At 54.9% G+C, this 15092-nt stretch carries 15 protein-coding genes; 7 read left to right on the forward strand and 8 right to left on the reverse strand.

Annotated elements, in window-relative coordinates:
* Window positions 1-176 precede the first annotated feature (176 nt).
* Window positions 177-3701, reverse strand: a complete 3525-nt coding sequence (gene nifJ, locus AC4IBF_RS09880) for a pyruvate:ferredoxin (flavodoxin) oxidoreductase (protein WP_491463274.1) — start codon at window positions 3699-3701, stop codon at window positions 177-179.
* A gap of 271 nt (window positions 3702-3972) precedes the next feature.
* Between nifJ and AC4IBF_RS09885 the strand changes: the two genes are divergently transcribed.
* Window positions 3973-4239, forward strand: a complete 267-nt coding sequence (locus AC4IBF_RS09885; RefSeq protein ID WP_115876072.1) for a putative hemolysin — start codon at window positions 3973-3975, stop codon at window positions 4237-4239.
* On the opposite strand, the gene hslJ is transcribed toward AC4IBF_RS09885, so the two are convergent.
* From hslJ to AC4IBF_RS09920, 7 genes are all read right to left on the reverse strand, one after another.
* A complete protein-coding gene (gene hslJ, locus AC4IBF_RS09890; RefSeq protein WP_133294534.1) occupies window positions 4240-4677 on the reverse strand; it encodes a heat shock protein HslJ in 438 nt (145 codons plus the stop codon).
* Between the two features lie 124 nt (window positions 4678-4801).
* The gene (locus AC4IBF_RS09895) at window positions 4802-4930 is read right to left on the reverse strand and encodes a DUF2474 domain-containing protein (RefSeq protein ID WP_008501283.1); all 129 of its coding nucleotides are present in this window, start codon (window positions 4928-4930) and stop codon (window positions 4802-4804) included.
* Entirely contained in the window at window positions 4930-5940 is a 1011-nt protein-coding gene (gene cydB, locus AC4IBF_RS09900; protein ID WP_491463275.1) for a cytochrome d ubiquinol oxidase subunit II, read from the reverse strand. The genes AC4IBF_RS09895 and cydB overlap by 1 nt, the downstream gene beginning before the upstream one ends.
* Complete coding sequence (locus AC4IBF_RS09905) at window positions 5940-7340, reverse strand: cytochrome ubiquinol oxidase subunit I (protein ID WP_115875297.1); 1401 nt, start codon at window positions 7338-7340, stop codon at window positions 5940-5942. Before AC4IBF_RS09905 ends, cydB begins: the two co-directional genes overlap by 1 nt.
* A gap of 163 nt (window positions 7341-7503) precedes the next feature.
* Entirely contained in the window at window positions 7504-7905 is a 402-nt protein-coding gene (locus AC4IBF_RS09910; protein WP_133294531.1) for a hypothetical protein, read from the reverse strand.
* A gap of 109 nt (window positions 7906-8014) precedes the next feature.
* Complete coding sequence (locus tag AC4IBF_RS09915) at window positions 8015-8299, reverse strand: polymorphic toxin type 44 domain-containing protein (protein ID WP_491463276.1); 285 nt, start codon at window positions 8297-8299, stop codon at window positions 8015-8017.
* Window positions 8296-8787 (reverse strand): Hcp family type VI secretion system effector, encoded by a 492-nt coding sequence (locus AC4IBF_RS09920; protein ID WP_491463277.1) that lies wholly within the window; start codon window positions 8785-8787, stop codon window positions 8296-8298. Before AC4IBF_RS09920 ends, AC4IBF_RS09915 begins: the two co-directional genes overlap by 4 nt.
* 423 nt (window positions 8788-9210) lie before the next feature.
* Here AC4IBF_RS09920 and ymcF point away from each other — a divergent pair, with 423 nt between their 5' ends.
* From ymcF to AC4IBF_RS09950, 6 genes are all read left to right on the forward strand, one after another.
* On the forward strand, window positions 9211-9399 hold the full coding sequence (ymcF, locus tag AC4IBF_RS09925) for a cold shock small protein YmcF (RefSeq protein ID WP_028013309.1): 189 nt from the start codon (window positions 9211-9213) through the stop codon (window positions 9397-9399).
* Window positions 9400-9481: 82 nt separating this feature from the next.
* A complete protein-coding gene (locus tag AC4IBF_RS09930) occupies window positions 9482-10891 on the forward strand; it encodes an aminotransferase-like domain-containing protein (RefSeq protein ID WP_491463278.1) in 1410 nt (469 codons plus the stop codon).
* 271 nt (window positions 10892-11162) lie between these two features.
* A complete protein-coding gene (gene ydcS, locus AC4IBF_RS09935; RefSeq protein ID WP_491463279.1) occupies window positions 11163-12308 on the forward strand; it encodes a putative ABC transporter substrate-binding protein YdcS in 1146 nt (381 codons plus the stop codon).
* A gap of 17 nt (window positions 12309-12325) precedes the next feature.
* Entirely contained in the window at window positions 12326-13339 is a 1014-nt protein-coding gene (locus tag AC4IBF_RS09940) for an ABC transporter ATP-binding protein (RefSeq protein ID WP_136194946.1), read from the forward strand.
* A 7-nt stretch (window positions 13340-13346) separates the two neighbouring features.
* Window positions 13347-14285, forward strand: a complete 939-nt coding sequence (locus AC4IBF_RS09945; RefSeq protein ID WP_288461007.1) for an ABC transporter permease — start codon at window positions 13347-13349, stop codon at window positions 14283-14285.
* Window positions 14275-15081 (forward strand): ABC transporter permease, encoded by an 807-nt coding sequence (locus tag AC4IBF_RS09950; RefSeq protein WP_029741505.1) that lies wholly within the window; start codon window positions 14275-14277, stop codon window positions 15079-15081. The genes AC4IBF_RS09945 and AC4IBF_RS09950 overlap by 11 nt, the downstream gene beginning before the upstream one ends.
* Window positions 15082-15092: the final 11 nt, after the last annotated feature.

Consider the following 15092-nt stretch of genomic DNA (forward strand, 5'->3'; position numbering starts at 1 on the left):
GCGTTAATTAAGGTAACCTTGATGCGTTATATGCCTTTAAGATCATTCATCCATAATTAACATGAATACTATTAAGTAAACAAAATAGATATTCATTGATTATATGGATTCGCCCGGTGTGAATGCGCCGGGCTTTTTTATGGCAAAAATATGCCCGGACAAGCCGGGCAGAGGTACTAGTCGCTGGTCGGTTTTTCGGCTTTACCCGCCATTTGCGCCAGGAAGTCATAACGTTTTTGCAGATCGGCCGCGGCGTCTTTCCAGAGCTGTTCGGCCACTTCCGGCTGCTGCGCGTTAAGGCGACGGAAGCGCTGTTCCTGCATTAAGGTCTCGGCCAGGGCATCTGACGGCGGACGCGAATCCAGTGCCAGCGGTAATTTACCCTCATCAGCACGACGCGGGTCGAACCGGTACAGCGGCCAGAAGCCCGTCGCGGTCAGCTGGCGCATCTGGTCGTGGCTGAGCGCCAGATCGTAGCCATGCTCTTCGCAAGGGCTGTATGCAATGATCAGCGATGGGCCAGGATACGCTTCCGCTTCCTGAATCGCTTTTACCGTCTGGTTAAGCTGGGCACCCAGCGAGATTTGCGCGACGTAAACGTGACCGTACATCATCATGCTTACACCGATATCTTTGCGCGCCTTGCGTTTGCCGTGTTCGCCGAATTTCGTCACAGCGCCTAACGGTGTCGCTTTCGATGCCTGACCGCCGGTGTTGGAATAACACTGCGTATCCAGAACCAGGATATTGACGTTTTCGGTCAGGCTCAGCACGTGATCCAGCCCGCCAAAGCCGATGTCGTAAGCCCAGCCGTCACCGCCAATCAGCCAGATCGATTTTTCGACCAGCGCGTCCGCGTCGGTCAGCAGCTGCTCAGCTCCCGCCACGCCCTGAAGCGCCTGACGCAGCTCGGCGACTTGCTCACGACGTTCATCTGGCGTTGCATCCGCATGAAGCGCGTCATTGAGCCCGGCAGGGAGCTGCCCGGCAAACTGCTCCAGCAGGCGCATCACGCGTGCGCGGTGCTGATCAACGGTCAGGCGGAAGCCCAGACCAAATTCGGCGTTGTCCTCGAACAGCGAGTTTGCCCATGCCGGACCGCGACCGTTGGCATCGGTGGTGTAGGGCGTGGAGGGCAGGTTACCGCCATAAATAGACGAACAGCCGGTTGCGTTGGCAATCAGCATCCTGTCACCGTACAGCTGGGTAAGCAGCTTGATATACGGCGTTTCACCGCAGCCTGAACAGGCGCCGGAGTATTCAAACAGCGGCGTGATCAGCTGCGAAGTGCGAATATCAATACGTTCCAGTTTGCTGCGGTCGATTTCCGGCAGATTCAGGAAGAAGTCGTAATTAATTTTCTCCTCTTCAACGTGCTCCAGACGCGACATCATATTGATGGCTTTGATCTCCGGATCCTGCCTGTCTTTCGCCGGACAGACCTCGACGCACAGGTTACAGCCGGTGCAATCTTCCGGCGCGACCTGCAGAACGTATTTCTGTCCGCGCATATCGCGGGATTTCACATCCAGTGAATGCAGGCTCGCAGGCGCGGATTCCATCTCTTCCGGTGAAACCACTTTGGCACGAATGGCAGAGTGCGGGCAGGCCGCAACGCAGTGGTTGCACTGGGTACACAGCTCTTCTTTCCAGATAGGGATCGCTTCGGCGATGTTACGTTTTTCCCAGCGCGTGGTGCCCATCGGCCAGGTGCCATCCGGCGGCAGCGCAGAGACGGGCAGGGCATCACCCAGACCGGCCAGCATCGCCGCCGTCACGGTCTTAACGAAATCAGGCGCCGCATCGGACACCACCGGAGGGCGGTTCGGGCTTGCGGCATTGACCGGCTGCAGCGCTACCTCATACAGCGACTCGCGCGCCAGCGCCAGCGCCTGCCAGTTACGCTCGACTAATTCCTGTCCTTTGCTGCTGTAGCTTTTGGCAATCGCGCCCTGCAGTTCCGCCAGCGCGCTGTCGCCCGGCAGGATGTTCGTCAGATGGAAGAAGGCCATCTGCATAACGGTATTGATGCGCGCGGCCAGGCCACATTCGCGGGCAATTTTCGCCGCGTTCACCACAAAGAAACGGGCTTTTTTCTGGTTCAGCACCGCCTGCACTTCCCGCGGCAGGCGAGACCAGACTTCATCCACGCTGTATGGCGTATTCAGGAGGAAAATACCGCCAGGCTTCAGGCGCTCGGCCATCTGGTATTTATCGATAAACTGCAGCTGGTGACAGCCAACAAAATCAGCCTGAGAAATAAGATACGCAGAGCGGATGGGCTGTTCGCTCACGCGCAGGTGGGAAACGGTCAGGCCGCCTGCCTTTTTGGAGTCGTAAACGAAGTACCCCTGGGCATACCACGGCGTGGAGTTACCGATGATTTTGATGTTGTTTTTGGTCGCGGAGACGCTGCCGTCGCTGCCCAGACCATAGAACAGCGCCTCAAGTTTGGCGGTCGAGGGCAGGGTGTTTTCCGGCAGCGACAGGGACAGATTCGTCACATCATCATAAATACCGACGGTAAAGCGCGGCTTGGGCTTCGCTTCGCTAAGTTCGTTGAATACCGCCAGCACGCAGTCCGGCCCAAATTCCTTGGACGATAACCCATAGCGACCTCCGATCACGCGCGGCAGCGTTTCACGTTCGCCCTGATTAAAGGCTTCTGCCAGGGCCGTCATCACATCCAGATACAGCGGTTCCGCCTGCGCGCCCGGCTCTTTAGTGCGATCGAGCACCGCCACAGCGCGCGCGCTTTCAGGCAGAGCCGAAAGCAGATGTTTGGCCGAGAACGGGCGATAGAGCCGCACCTTAAGCACGCCAACTTTTTCGCCGCGCGTCAGCAGTTCATCAACAACTTCCTCGCAGGTGCCAATGGCCGACCCCATCAGCACAATGACCCGTTCCGCCTGCGGATGGCCGTAGTACTCAAAAGGTTTATATTCCCGACCGGTCGCGGCGGCAAAGTCATTCATAGCCTGTTCAACATGGTCGTAAACCGCGTTGTACCACGGGTTCGTGGCCTCACGGGACTGGAAATAGGTATCCGGGTTTGCCGATGTGCCACGAATAACCGGGTGTTCCGGATTAAGGGCCCGGGCACGGTGCGCGTCAATGTCCGCCTGCGGGAGCAGATTCAGGATTGTCTCGTCAGCCAGCGGGACGATTTTGTTAATTTCGTGAGAGGTTCGGAAACCATCAAAGAAGTGAATAAACGGCACGCGGCTTTTGAGCGTGGCGATATGCGAAATCAAGGCAAAGTCCTGGGCTTCCTGAACGCTGCTGGCGCACAGCATCGCGCAGCCGGTCTGACGTACCGCCATCACGTCAGAGTGATCGCCAAAGATAGAGAGCGCGTGAGTGGCAACGGTACGCGCCGCAACGTGCAGAACGAAGGGGGTCAGTTGACCGGCGAGTTTGTAAAGAGTAGGGATCATTAACAGCAATCCCTGAGATGAGGTAAACGACGTGGAAAGCGCGCCGGTTTGCAGCGCGCCGTGCACCGTGGCAATCGCACCGGCTTCAGACTGCATTTCTACCACTCTCGGGACATCGCCCCAGACGTTTTTTAACCCGTTACCAGCCCAGGCATCCGCCTGCTCGGCCATGGTAGAACTTGGCGTAATCGGGTAGATGGCGATAACTTCACTGGTGCGAAACGCGACTGAGGCAACTGCACCATTACCGTCAATAGTTTGCATAGGACAACACCCTTACATTGCGCAAAAAATAGGGGTCTGTATTACGGCAACAAACCCTGAATATTATCTGTGTATTCTAGCAAACGGGGGATTTTACGATTTTCGCTTTTGTGTCCTTGGTATTCTCGCCATCAATGAGTAGATCAAACTTTTGGCGAAAAAATTGCGAGAAATTGTTTCCGGAGCGCATAAATACGCACTTTCGCTCTCGACGACATGGGCTGTGATGCCTATTATGCATAGGTTTCGCATCATTTATGGGGGAGAAAGCATGCGCTCAGCGTTTTTGGTAGGGTGTGCCGCATTATTGTTGTCGGCATGTAGCAGTGAACCCGTTCAGCAGGCAACGGCAGCCCACGTGGCGCCGGGAATGAAAGCGGCGATGTCCAGCGCTGGTCAGGCTAACTGCGCAATGATTGGCGGTTCGCTGTCTGTCGCTCGCCAGCTTGATGGTTCTGCTATTGGGATGTGCGCCTTGCCAAACGGCAAACGCTGTAGCGAACAGTCGCTTGCCGTTGGAAGCTGCGGTAACTACTGATTATTCTACACGCTTAAACATCAGCGTTTTATCGGCTGTCGCCAGCGTTAACTGGTCCTCAGTCAGGTCGACCTGCGCCCCTTTGCGCAGCATGTCGCCGATGGCCTGATCCAGCTCATTCAGCTGCGGTTCAGTACAAAGCTTGCGCGTCATGGCCAGCGTTTTAACCTTAAGCTCGCCTTCGGACAATTTCCCCTGTCCGTTGAAACGGTTACACATCTGGCCGGAAACGCTGATGTTATTCACCAGGCTGATATCAGGCAGCGCGCTAAAACTGAGCTCAGGTTGCGTTGTCGCGGTCTTCACGGCCTTACCGTTCACGTTTTCCAGCACGAAGCGGTGATTCTGAAGTTGCTCCGGCTGAACGGAGGCTTTACCCGGATTAACGCAGCCGGTAAGAACAAGACTGATAACACTTAACGCGATGAGCTTTTTCATTTTTCTTCTCAAACTATAAACACTGTGAATCTTTTTCCAGTGTAACGATACGCTGCCATGCGTTAATGGGGTTTATCTGAAAGTGCGGGGGAACAGGGCAACGCAGCGGTTGCCCGGAATGATGTTAATGCGATTTAAACCCTGCAGCCGTCATCAGCATACGGAAGAGCATGCTGACAGCAGCCAGTGCCAGTACGCTGCCGCCCCAGATAATGGCCAGCCACAGTAATCTTTTCCAGACCGGTTGTTGCATCAGTGATAACCCTCCCCATGCTGAACTTTTCCGCGAAATACGTAGTAACTCCAGAAGGTGTAGACCAGAATAACGGGAATGATCAACAGCGCGCCGACCAGCATAAAGCCCTGGCTTTGCGTCGGTGCGGCGGCCTGCCAAAGGGTGATCGACGGTGGAATAATATGCGGCCAGATGCTGATCCCAAGCCCGCTAAAGCCGAGGAATACCAGCCCCAATGTCAGAATAAACGGACGGCTATGGCTGGCGGGATTATTCAGGCAGCGCCACTGGTACAGGCTAAAAATCACCACCAGAGCAGGAACCGGCAGCAGATAAAACAGATTCGGCAGCGTAAACCAGCGCGCGGCGATGGCCGGTTGTGCCAGCGGCGTCCAGAGGCTAATGGCGGCAATAAACGCCAGCAGCACGATTAACAGCGTTTTCGATACCTCGCGCATCCGCTGCTGCAGCGCGTTTTCGCTTTTCATCACCAGCCAGGTCGAGCCTAACAGCGCATAGGCCACCACCAGCCCGGCGCCGCAAAACAGGTTAAACGCGGTAAAACAGTCAAAGGGGCCGCCGGTATAGGCCCGGCCGGTGACGGTAAAGCCGTTAATGACGGCGCCCACCGTCACGCCCTGGGTAAACGTCGCCAGAATGGAACCACCTATAAACGCCTTATCCCAGAACGGACGGTGCGCCGGGGTGGCCTTAAAACGAAATTCAAATGCCACCCCGCGGAAAATAAGTCCGATCAGCATTAACGTCAGTGGAATGGTGAGGGCATCCACGATCACCGCGTAGGCAAGTGGGAATGCGCCAAACAGCGCAGCGCCGCCAAGCACCAGCCAGGTTTCATTTCCGTCCCAGACCGGCGCGACGCTGTTGACCATTACGTCGCGATCGTCGGCGTTCTGCGTTGCCGGGAACAGAATGCCAATCCCCAGATCAAAACCGTCCATGACGATATACATCAGCGTGGCGAAAACGATGATCACAAACCAGATAATGGAAAGATCGATACCCATTATGGCTGCTCCTTATGTTCAGTTGTGACGGCAGAAAGCGGGCGCGCCGGACGTCCGTCGGACTCGGTGGCGAAAGATTCATGCGGCTGCGGGCCTTTTCGGATGAGGCGCACCATATAGCTGTAACCCACGCCGAATACCGAGGTATAGACGACGAAGAAGGCCAGCAGGCTCACGCTCATGTGCAAATCACCATGGGCAGAAACCGCATCCTTCGTTCGCTGGAGCCCATAGACCACCCAAGGCTGGCGGCCCACTTCGGTGGTGATCCACCCGGCCAGAATGGCAATCAGCCCCGATGGCCCCATCAACAGCGCAAACCACAGGAAGGGGCGCGACGAATAAACGCGCTTTTTATATCGCAGCCAGAGTGCCGTTACCCCAAGAAGCAGCATCAGCATGCCCAGACCCGCCATAATGCGGAACGACCAGAAGACGATGGTGGAATTCGGGCGGTCTTCCTTTGGAAACTCTTTCAGCGCCGGAACCTGTTTATCTAGGCTGTGCGTCAGGATGAGACTCCCCAGCGCCGGGATCTCCAGCCCAAAGCGGGTGCGCTCCTGCTCCATATCCGGCCAGCCAAACAGCAGCAGCGGGGTAGGCTCACCCGGCGGATTTTCCCAGTGTCCTTCAATCGCGGCTATCTTGGCGGGCTGGTGCTTTAAGGTGTTCAACCCGTGCATATCGCCAACCATGGCCTGGATGGGGGCGACAATCAGCGTCATCCACAGCGCCATCGAAAACATCGCCCGGATGGCGGGGGTATTATTCCCGCGCAGCAGATGCCATGCCGCGGATGCGCCCACAAACAGGGCGCTGCTCAGGAACGCGGCTATCGACATATGCAGCAGGCGGTAAGGGAAGGAGGGGTTAAACACCACGGCGAACCAGTCCACCGGCACCACCTGACCGTTGACGATCTCATAGCCCTGCGGGGTCTGCATCCAGCTGTTTGAAGAGAGGATCCAGAAGGTAGAGATAATGGTCCCCAGCGCCACCATGCAGGTGGAGAAGAAGTGCAGACCCGGTCCGACCTTGTTCCAGCCGAACAGCATTACGCCGAGGAACCCGGCTTCGAGGAAGAAGGCGGTAAGCACTTCATAGGTCAGAAGCGGGCCGGTAATACTGCCCGCAAACTGCGAAAAGCCGCTCCAGTTGGTGCCAAACTGGTAGGCCATCACCAGCCCGGAGACCACGCCCATGCCAAAGTTGACGGCAAAAATCTTCGACCAGAAATGGTACAGCGAGCGCCAGACCGGATTTTTTGTTTTCAGCCACAGCCCTTCGAGCACGGCAAGGTAGCTTGCGAGACCAATGGTAATGGCCGGGAAAATAATGTGAAAGGATACGGTAAAGGCAAACTGTATCCGCGCAAGGTGAAACGCATCCAAACCAAACATGCAAAACTCCGCGATGTAATTATGTCGATGCCATTCTAAGCCGCGTCTGGGGGAGGGGGCAGAAACAGACCAAGCTTATTTTGCTATAACAGTTTTCGCGCTTTTGAACATCCAGTAAGCACCTTTACTGATGTGACGAATAATAAATGAGCTGCCATAGCCATCAATATGGTGATGCATTCAGAAGGATATTGGCAAGTTTAGACGTATTATGGAAAGAGTATACGTCACCTCGAACACGCAGATATACACCATCGTCTTTAACATCGATTTTCACCGCAGGATCGTTAGTCACCATGAATGGCGTGGCCTGATCGATATGCGTTAAAAAATCTTCTTCGCTTCTTTTTGCATCTAATAAATAGTAATGATAGGTAAAGGATGTCATGGCTCCTCCATTAGCTTGTGTGACGTACAAAACAGCCCACTTATTAACGTTCACTTTTGAATGTAATTCTTGTTCGACAGGGAAGTTGGTGAAAAATAAAACCCATCCTGCGTAGGCGAGTGCGAAAAATACAGGTGCGAGTATATAGCGTTTTTTAAAACCCCGTTCTTGCTGCATAGTCTATTCCGCATTTTATCCAGAGTTGATCATTCGGGTCATCCCCAAAAGGAGGGGAACCATACCAGTGTCCATCATTTGAGTTGCCATTCCCTGACTTTGACTGCGCCTAGCCTGCAGCACGTAAAAGAATGGAGGCAGATATTCCAGCCGCAGTACCAACTGCACCATAGTGAAAATTACCAAAATTCTCGTATTGGCGGACTATTCTTGTTTTATAATCCCATGGGCCATGTAACCTGACCTGTTGGTAAAACCACTCATATGTTAGTGCTGATGGGCCTCGATGAAATCTTGCCAGCATCATATTATTTATAATATTAACGCCTGGCGGAGAGAAAGATGAAATATCATAAGGTGGATGAGGAGATACCGCTAAAGTTGGGTACCTCATGCTTGCGGTCTCTCATTCCAGTTGTCGGTAAACATAATGTTACCGTCACAGTGTTTCCAGGTGATTTTTTCATATCGAAATTCTACGCACTCGAGGTGATTATGTTTTTCCTTTGTGGGATCTTTTGTGTCATGCATCATTGGTGAGACACCGACGATTTTCACGCCTTCAAGAAACATGTTGAAGTATTCTTCTTCTTGCCCCGCATCATTAATCTTGTACCATCTAAACTCAGCCGATTTAAGAGTTTGACCGGTTGCAACTGCCTTATAAAGATACGGTGACGATGAATCAAAGTCTTTTTGTATGATTATGGATGAATGTTTGCGGGTACCGGTGATTTTTCCCGTAAGACCATCTGTAGGCAGACTGAGATTGTGGGAAAAACCATTAACTTTTATGCTTCCTTCCCGATTCTGTATATCAACCGCACCCTTAATATCCGCTCCGCCATCGTCTTTTATCCATAAATATGCTGGGATTGCCATGTAAAGCTCCTTTCTCATTAAGTCAATGGTATTTGTGAGTAATTTAATACTCCAGAACGGGCAAGCCAATTAGGCAAAAAATGGCATTTAAATTATTTATATTTCATGGGGTTATGTACTTGGTTGTAGCTATAGGCTTAATCAATATCCCACTGTAATGTGAGCATCACAGTTCAAAACTGTATTTTTATGCATTTTACACATAAAACAGCTTGCTTTGTCGTCAACGCCGTGCGTTAATGGTCTTCTGGTTTTGAGTCCAAATAAATATCTGACGTAGTTTTATAAAGCAGTTCTCATCACGTTGTGCCTCTCCGCAGCCTCTCTTGGGTCTTTATCTACATTCCGATTCGTTTTGTTTAAAACCATTATGCCCAATCGGCCCATTAGTAATTTACGTTTTTACGTTTACAGGAGAATCTTATGACTTCTTATATTCATTTCCGCTGCCCATGCTGTCATGGCTCGCAGTACCGTACCTCAGTCTTTGATGTGTCTGAGAAAAACCCACTCGGCGCGAAATGCATCTTTTGCAAATCGTCGATGATAACGCTCGATCACCTGGCCGCTGCGCGTCAGGCGCAAAGCCACGTTACCGAGTACCGTAAGTAATTCATTTCCCGAACTATAACAGTTAGCTAAATCTTCTCTTTTTCTCCTGCTGATATACACTGTCAGCCACAAGGAGAATCTGATGAAAAAATACCAGCGTCTGGCGCAACAAATTATCTCGCAGATAGAGCTCGGCGTATGGCTGCCGGGCGATAAGCTGCCTTCTTTGCGAGAGCAGGTGGCGAGCAGCGGCATGAGTTTTATGACCGTTGGCCACGCGTATCAGATGCTGGAAAGTCAGGGGCGCATTGTCGCCAGACCGCAGTCGGGCTATTACGTTGCCTCGCGCCCGACCGCACATCAGCCTGCTCCACCTGCCCAGGTGATGCGTGACGAAGTCGTGGATATTAACACCTACATCTTCGACGTCTTACAGGCCAGCCGCGACCCGTCCGTTGTCCCTTTTGCCTCCGCCTTTCCCGACCCACGGCTTTTCCCGCTGCAGCAGCTCAACCGCTCGCTGGCGAACGTCAGCAAAACCGCGATGGCGATGAGCGTGATTGAGAACCTGCCGCCGGGTAATGTCGATCTCCGCCACGCCATTGCCCGCCGTTACGCGCAGCAGGGGATGAACATCTCCCCGGAAGAGATCGTGATCACCGCAGGCGCGCTCGAGGCGCTGAATCTCAGCCTGCAGGCGGTGACCGAGCCGGGCGACTGGGTGATAGTCGAAAACCCCTGTTTCTACGGCGCGCTGCAGGCGCTCGAACGCCTGAAGCTTAAAGCGTTGTCGATTGCGACGGACGTCCGCGAAGGGATTGACCTGAATGCCCTTGAACAGGCGCTGAAGGAGTATCCGGTTAAAGCCTGCTGGATAATGACCAACAGTCAGAACCCGCTTGGCTTCACGCTGAGCGCGGAAAAAAAAGCGCAGCTTGTCGCCCTGTTAACGCAGCACAACGTTCCTCTGATTGAAGACGACGTCTACAGCGAGCTCTATTTTGGGCGCGAAAAACCGCTTCCGGCTAAAGCATGGGATCGTCAGGATATGACGCTGCACTGCTCGTCCTTTTCAAAATGTCTGGTGGCCGGTTTTCGCATCGGCTGGGTTGCGGCAGGAAAACACGCGCGACGTATTCAGCAGCTGCAGCTGATGAGCACGCTCTCCACAAGCTCACCTGTGCAGCTGGCGCTGGTTGATTACCTGGCGACGAAACGCTACGACGCCCATCTGCGCCGCCTGCGGCGTACGCTCGCCGAGCGAAAGCAGCAGGCCTGGCAGTCCCTTTTGCGCCATATGCCTGCCGGCGTCAAAATCCATCATAACGACAGCGGCTACTTTTTATGGCTGGAGCTTCCGGCGCATCTGGACGCGGGGCTGTTGAGCGAAAAAGCCTTAACGCACCACATCAGCATTGCCCCCGGAAAGATGTTTTCCACCTCCGACGCATGGACGCCGTTCTTCCGGTTTAATACGTCGTGGGCCTGGGGAGAGCGAGAAGAGCAGGCGGTCATTCAGTTAGGCAAATTAATTAGCACGATGCTTGAATAATCTTTTTTTCGTTTTTTAAATATTCATTTCTTATCCTGATGACGGCACTGTGAATATTTCGCGGTGCCCTGTCATAGGAAATCTGCATACCGTCTCTCGCGGCTAACTCCTTGTCTATAATCCAGTTAACGGGGAATGCGCCCTCGGTCACACCTTGATGAAATTTCCTGAAGCCGAACGGTGCGGCGCATTCGCGCGGTCTACGTTTAATAAGGGAGATATTTTTACGGCACGGCTGCCGCTAAATTTCATTGCGACAGGAGTAACCCTTATGAGCAAAAAATTTGCCCGCAGCAGCCTGTGCGCGCTCGGCATGACTATCATGACAGCGCAAGCCGCAGAACCACCAAAGGTCATCGGCGACGGGGAAGGTCGACTGGATATTATCGCCTGGCCGGGATACATCGAACGCGGACAGACGGACAAAAACTACGACTGGGTCACCCAGTTTGAAAAAGAGACCGGGTGTGCGGTGAACGTCAAAACGGCGGCCACGTCGGATGAAATGGTCAGCCTGATGGCGAAAGGGGGATATGACCTGGTCACCGCATCAGGTGACGCTTCCCTGCGCCTGATCATGGGCAAACGCGTCCAGCCGATTAACCCCGACCTTATCCCCAACTGGAAAACCCTCGACGGACGTATTGTGAAAGGGGAATGGTTTAACGTCGGCGGGAAAGTCTACGGCACGCCGTACCAGTGGGGGCCAAACCTGCTGATGTACAACACCAAAACCTTCCCGACGCCGCCTGACAGCTGGAGCGTGGTCTTTACAAAACAGGATCTGCCGGACGGGAAAACCAATCAGGGACGCGTGCAGGCGTATGACGGCCCGATTTACATCGCGGATGCCGCGCTGTTCGTCAAAGCCACGCAGCCGCAGCTGGGTATCAAAGACCCGTACCAGCTTACCGAAGCACAGTATGCTGCCGTGCTTAAGGTGCTTCGCGACCAGCATGCTCTGATTCACCGCTACTGGCACGACACCACCGTCCAGATGAGCGATTTCAAAAACGAGGGCGTCGTGGCCTCCAGCGCCTGGCCATATCAGGCGAATGCCCTGAAGGCGGAGAACCAGCCTATTGCAACCGTCTTCCCGAAAGAGGGGGTGACCGGCTGGGCGGATACCACCATGCTGCACGCGCAGGCAAAACACCCGATGTGCGCCTACAAGTGGATGAACTGGTCGCTGACGCCGAAAGTGCAGGGCGATCTGGCAGCATGGTTTGGCTCCCTGCCCGTGGTGCCGGAAGGGTGTAAAGCCAGCACGCTGCTGGGCGATAAAGGCTGTGAAACAAACGGTTATAACGAGTTCGACAAAATCATGTTCTGGAAAACCCCCATCGCCGAAGGCGGCAAATTTGTACCTTACAGCCGCTGGACGCAGGATTACATCGCCATCATGGGCGGTCGTTAATTGCCCGGGAGCAGAACATGACGTACGCGGTAGAGTTTAACAATGTTTCCCGTCTGTACGGCGACGTACGGGCGGTGGATGGGGTCACCATTGCGATTCGTGACGGAGAGTTTTTCTCCATGCTGGGGCCTTCGGGCTCCGGCAAAACCACCTGCCTGCGCCTGATTGCCGGTTTTGAACAGCTGTCAGGCGGGACGATCTCTATCTTCGGCAAAGAGGCGAGCGAACTGCCTCCCTGGGAGCGGGATGTAAACACCGTCTTTCAGGATTACGCGCTGTTCCCGCATATGTCGATCCTCGACAATGTCGCCTACGGGCTGATGGTCAAAGGCATCGACAAGAAAAAACGCCATGCGCGGGCCCGTGATGCCCTCGAAAAAGTGGGCCTGAGTTTTGCCGTTGCCCGCAAACCTTCGCAACTTTCCGGCGGCCAGCGGCAGCGTGTCGCCATCGCCCGCGCGCTGGTCAATGAGCCGCGCGTCCTGCTGCTGGACGAGCCCCTGGGCGCGCTCGATCTCAAACTGCGTGAACAGATGCAGTTCGAGTTGAAGAAGCTTCAGCAGGAACTCGGCATCACCTTCATTTTTGTCACCCACGATCAGGGCGAGGCCCTTTCAATGTCAGACCGGGTGGCGGTGTTTAATAACGGGCGCATCGAGCAGGTGGACACCCCGCGCGATCTCTACATGCGTCCGCGCACGCCGTTTGTCGCGAGTTTTGTGGGCACTTCCAACGTCTTTGATGCCGGACTAGCGCAGAAAATTTGCGGTATGGAAGGTAGCTATTCCCTGCGTCCGGAACATATTCGTCTTAACGAGGGCGGAGACGTTCAGGTTCAGGGCATCGTGCAGGCCGTTCAGTATCAGGGGGCGGCCACGCGGCTGGAGCTGAAGCTTGCCGATGGCGCCAAACTGCTGGTGAGCCAGGCCAATCTCAGTGAAACCTCGCCGCTGAGCGGCATTGCGCCGGGGCAGGCGGTGATGGCGTCATGGTCACGCGAGGCGATGATTCGCCTGCACGAGGAGAGGTGAAATGTCTATGAGTGTCGCGCATCCTTCCGCCTCGCACGGCCGCTTCAGCCGCATGACGGCGCTGTTCTGGCGAAAACCGTCGCTCGGCCTGTTCCTGCTTCTGCTCGCGCCGCTCATGTGGTTTGGCATCGTCTATTTAGGATCGTTGCTGACGCTGCTGTGGCAAGGTTTCTACACCTTTGACGATTTCACCATGGCGGTCACGCCGGATCTGACGCTGGCGAACATTCAGGCGCTTTTCAACCCGGCTAACTACGACATCATCCTGCGAACCTTAACGATGGCGATTGCGGTGACGATTGCCAGCGCTATTCTCGCATTCCCGATGGCCTGGTACATGGCGCGATACACCCGCGGCAAGTGGAAGGCTTTCTTCTATATCGCCGTGATGCTGCCAATGTGGGCGAGCTATATCGTCAAAGCCTACGCCTGGACGCTGCTGCTGGCGAAGGACGGCGTGGCGCAATGGTTTCTCAACCATATGGGGCTGGAACCGATCCTGACTTCACTCCTTACGCTCCCGGCGATTGGCGGCAACACCTTATCCACCTCCGGGCTGGGACGGTTTCTGGTCTTCGTTTACATCTGGCTGCCGTTTATGATCCTGCCTGTCCAGGCGGCGCTGGAACGCCTGCCGGCCTCGCTGCTGCAGGCCTCGGCCGACCTCGGCGCGCGCCCGCGCCAGACCTTTCGCTACGTCGTTCTGCCGCTGGCCATTCCGGGCATTGCGGCGGGGTCCATTTTCACCTTCTCCCTGACGCTGGGGGATTTCATCGTTCCGCAGCTGGTGGGGCCGCCGGGCTACTTCATCGGTAACATGGTCTACTCGCAGCAGGGTGCCATTGGCAATATGCCCATGGCCGCCGCGTTCACGCTGGTACCCATCGTGCTTATTTCTCTTTATCTGGCGTTCGTGAAACGTCTGGGAGCATTCGATGCACTCTGAACGCGCACCGCTGTTCCTCAAAGTGGCAGCGTGGGGAGGCGTCATCTTCCTGCACTTCCCGCTGCTGATTATCGCAACCTATGCCTTTAACACCGAAGACGCTGCCTTTAGCTTTCCGCCGCAGGGGCTGACGCTGAAGTGGTTTAGCGTGGCGGCGGGGCGCGGCGATATTATCGAATCCGTGACGTTGTCACTTCAGATTGCCGCGCTCTCCACCGCGATAGCCCTTGTGCTTGGCACGCTTGCTGCAGCGGCGCTGTGGCGAAGCGAGTTTTTTGGCAAGAATGCGATCTCTCTGCTGCTGCTGTTACCGATTGCGTTACCGGGCATCATCACCGGCCTGGCGCTGCTGACGGCCTTCAAAACGATCGACCTTGAGCCGGGCTTTTTCACCATCGTGGTGGGACACGCCACCTTTTGCGTGGTGGTGGTGTTTAACAACGTAATTGCCCGGTTCAGGCGCACCTCCTGGAGCCTGGTGGAAGCGTCGATGGATCTCGGGGCCGACGGATGGCAAACCTTCCGCTATGTGGTGCTGCCCAATCTGGGTTCAGCGCTGCTGGCCGGGGGTATGCTGGCGTTTGCCCTGTCGTTTGACGAGATAATCGTCACAACATTTACGGCGGGACACGAGCGCACGTTACCGCTGTGGTTGCTCAACCAGCTCGGGCGTCCGCGCGACGTGCCGGTCACCAACGTCGTGGCTCTGCTGGTGATGCTGGTGACAACTATCCCCATTCTGGGAGCCTGGTGGCTAACCCGCGACGGCGAAAACATTGCCGGCAGCGGGAAATAACAGTGAATTCA

The sequence above is a fragment of the Enterobacter sp. Taxon_8 genome (assembly GCF_058354585.1).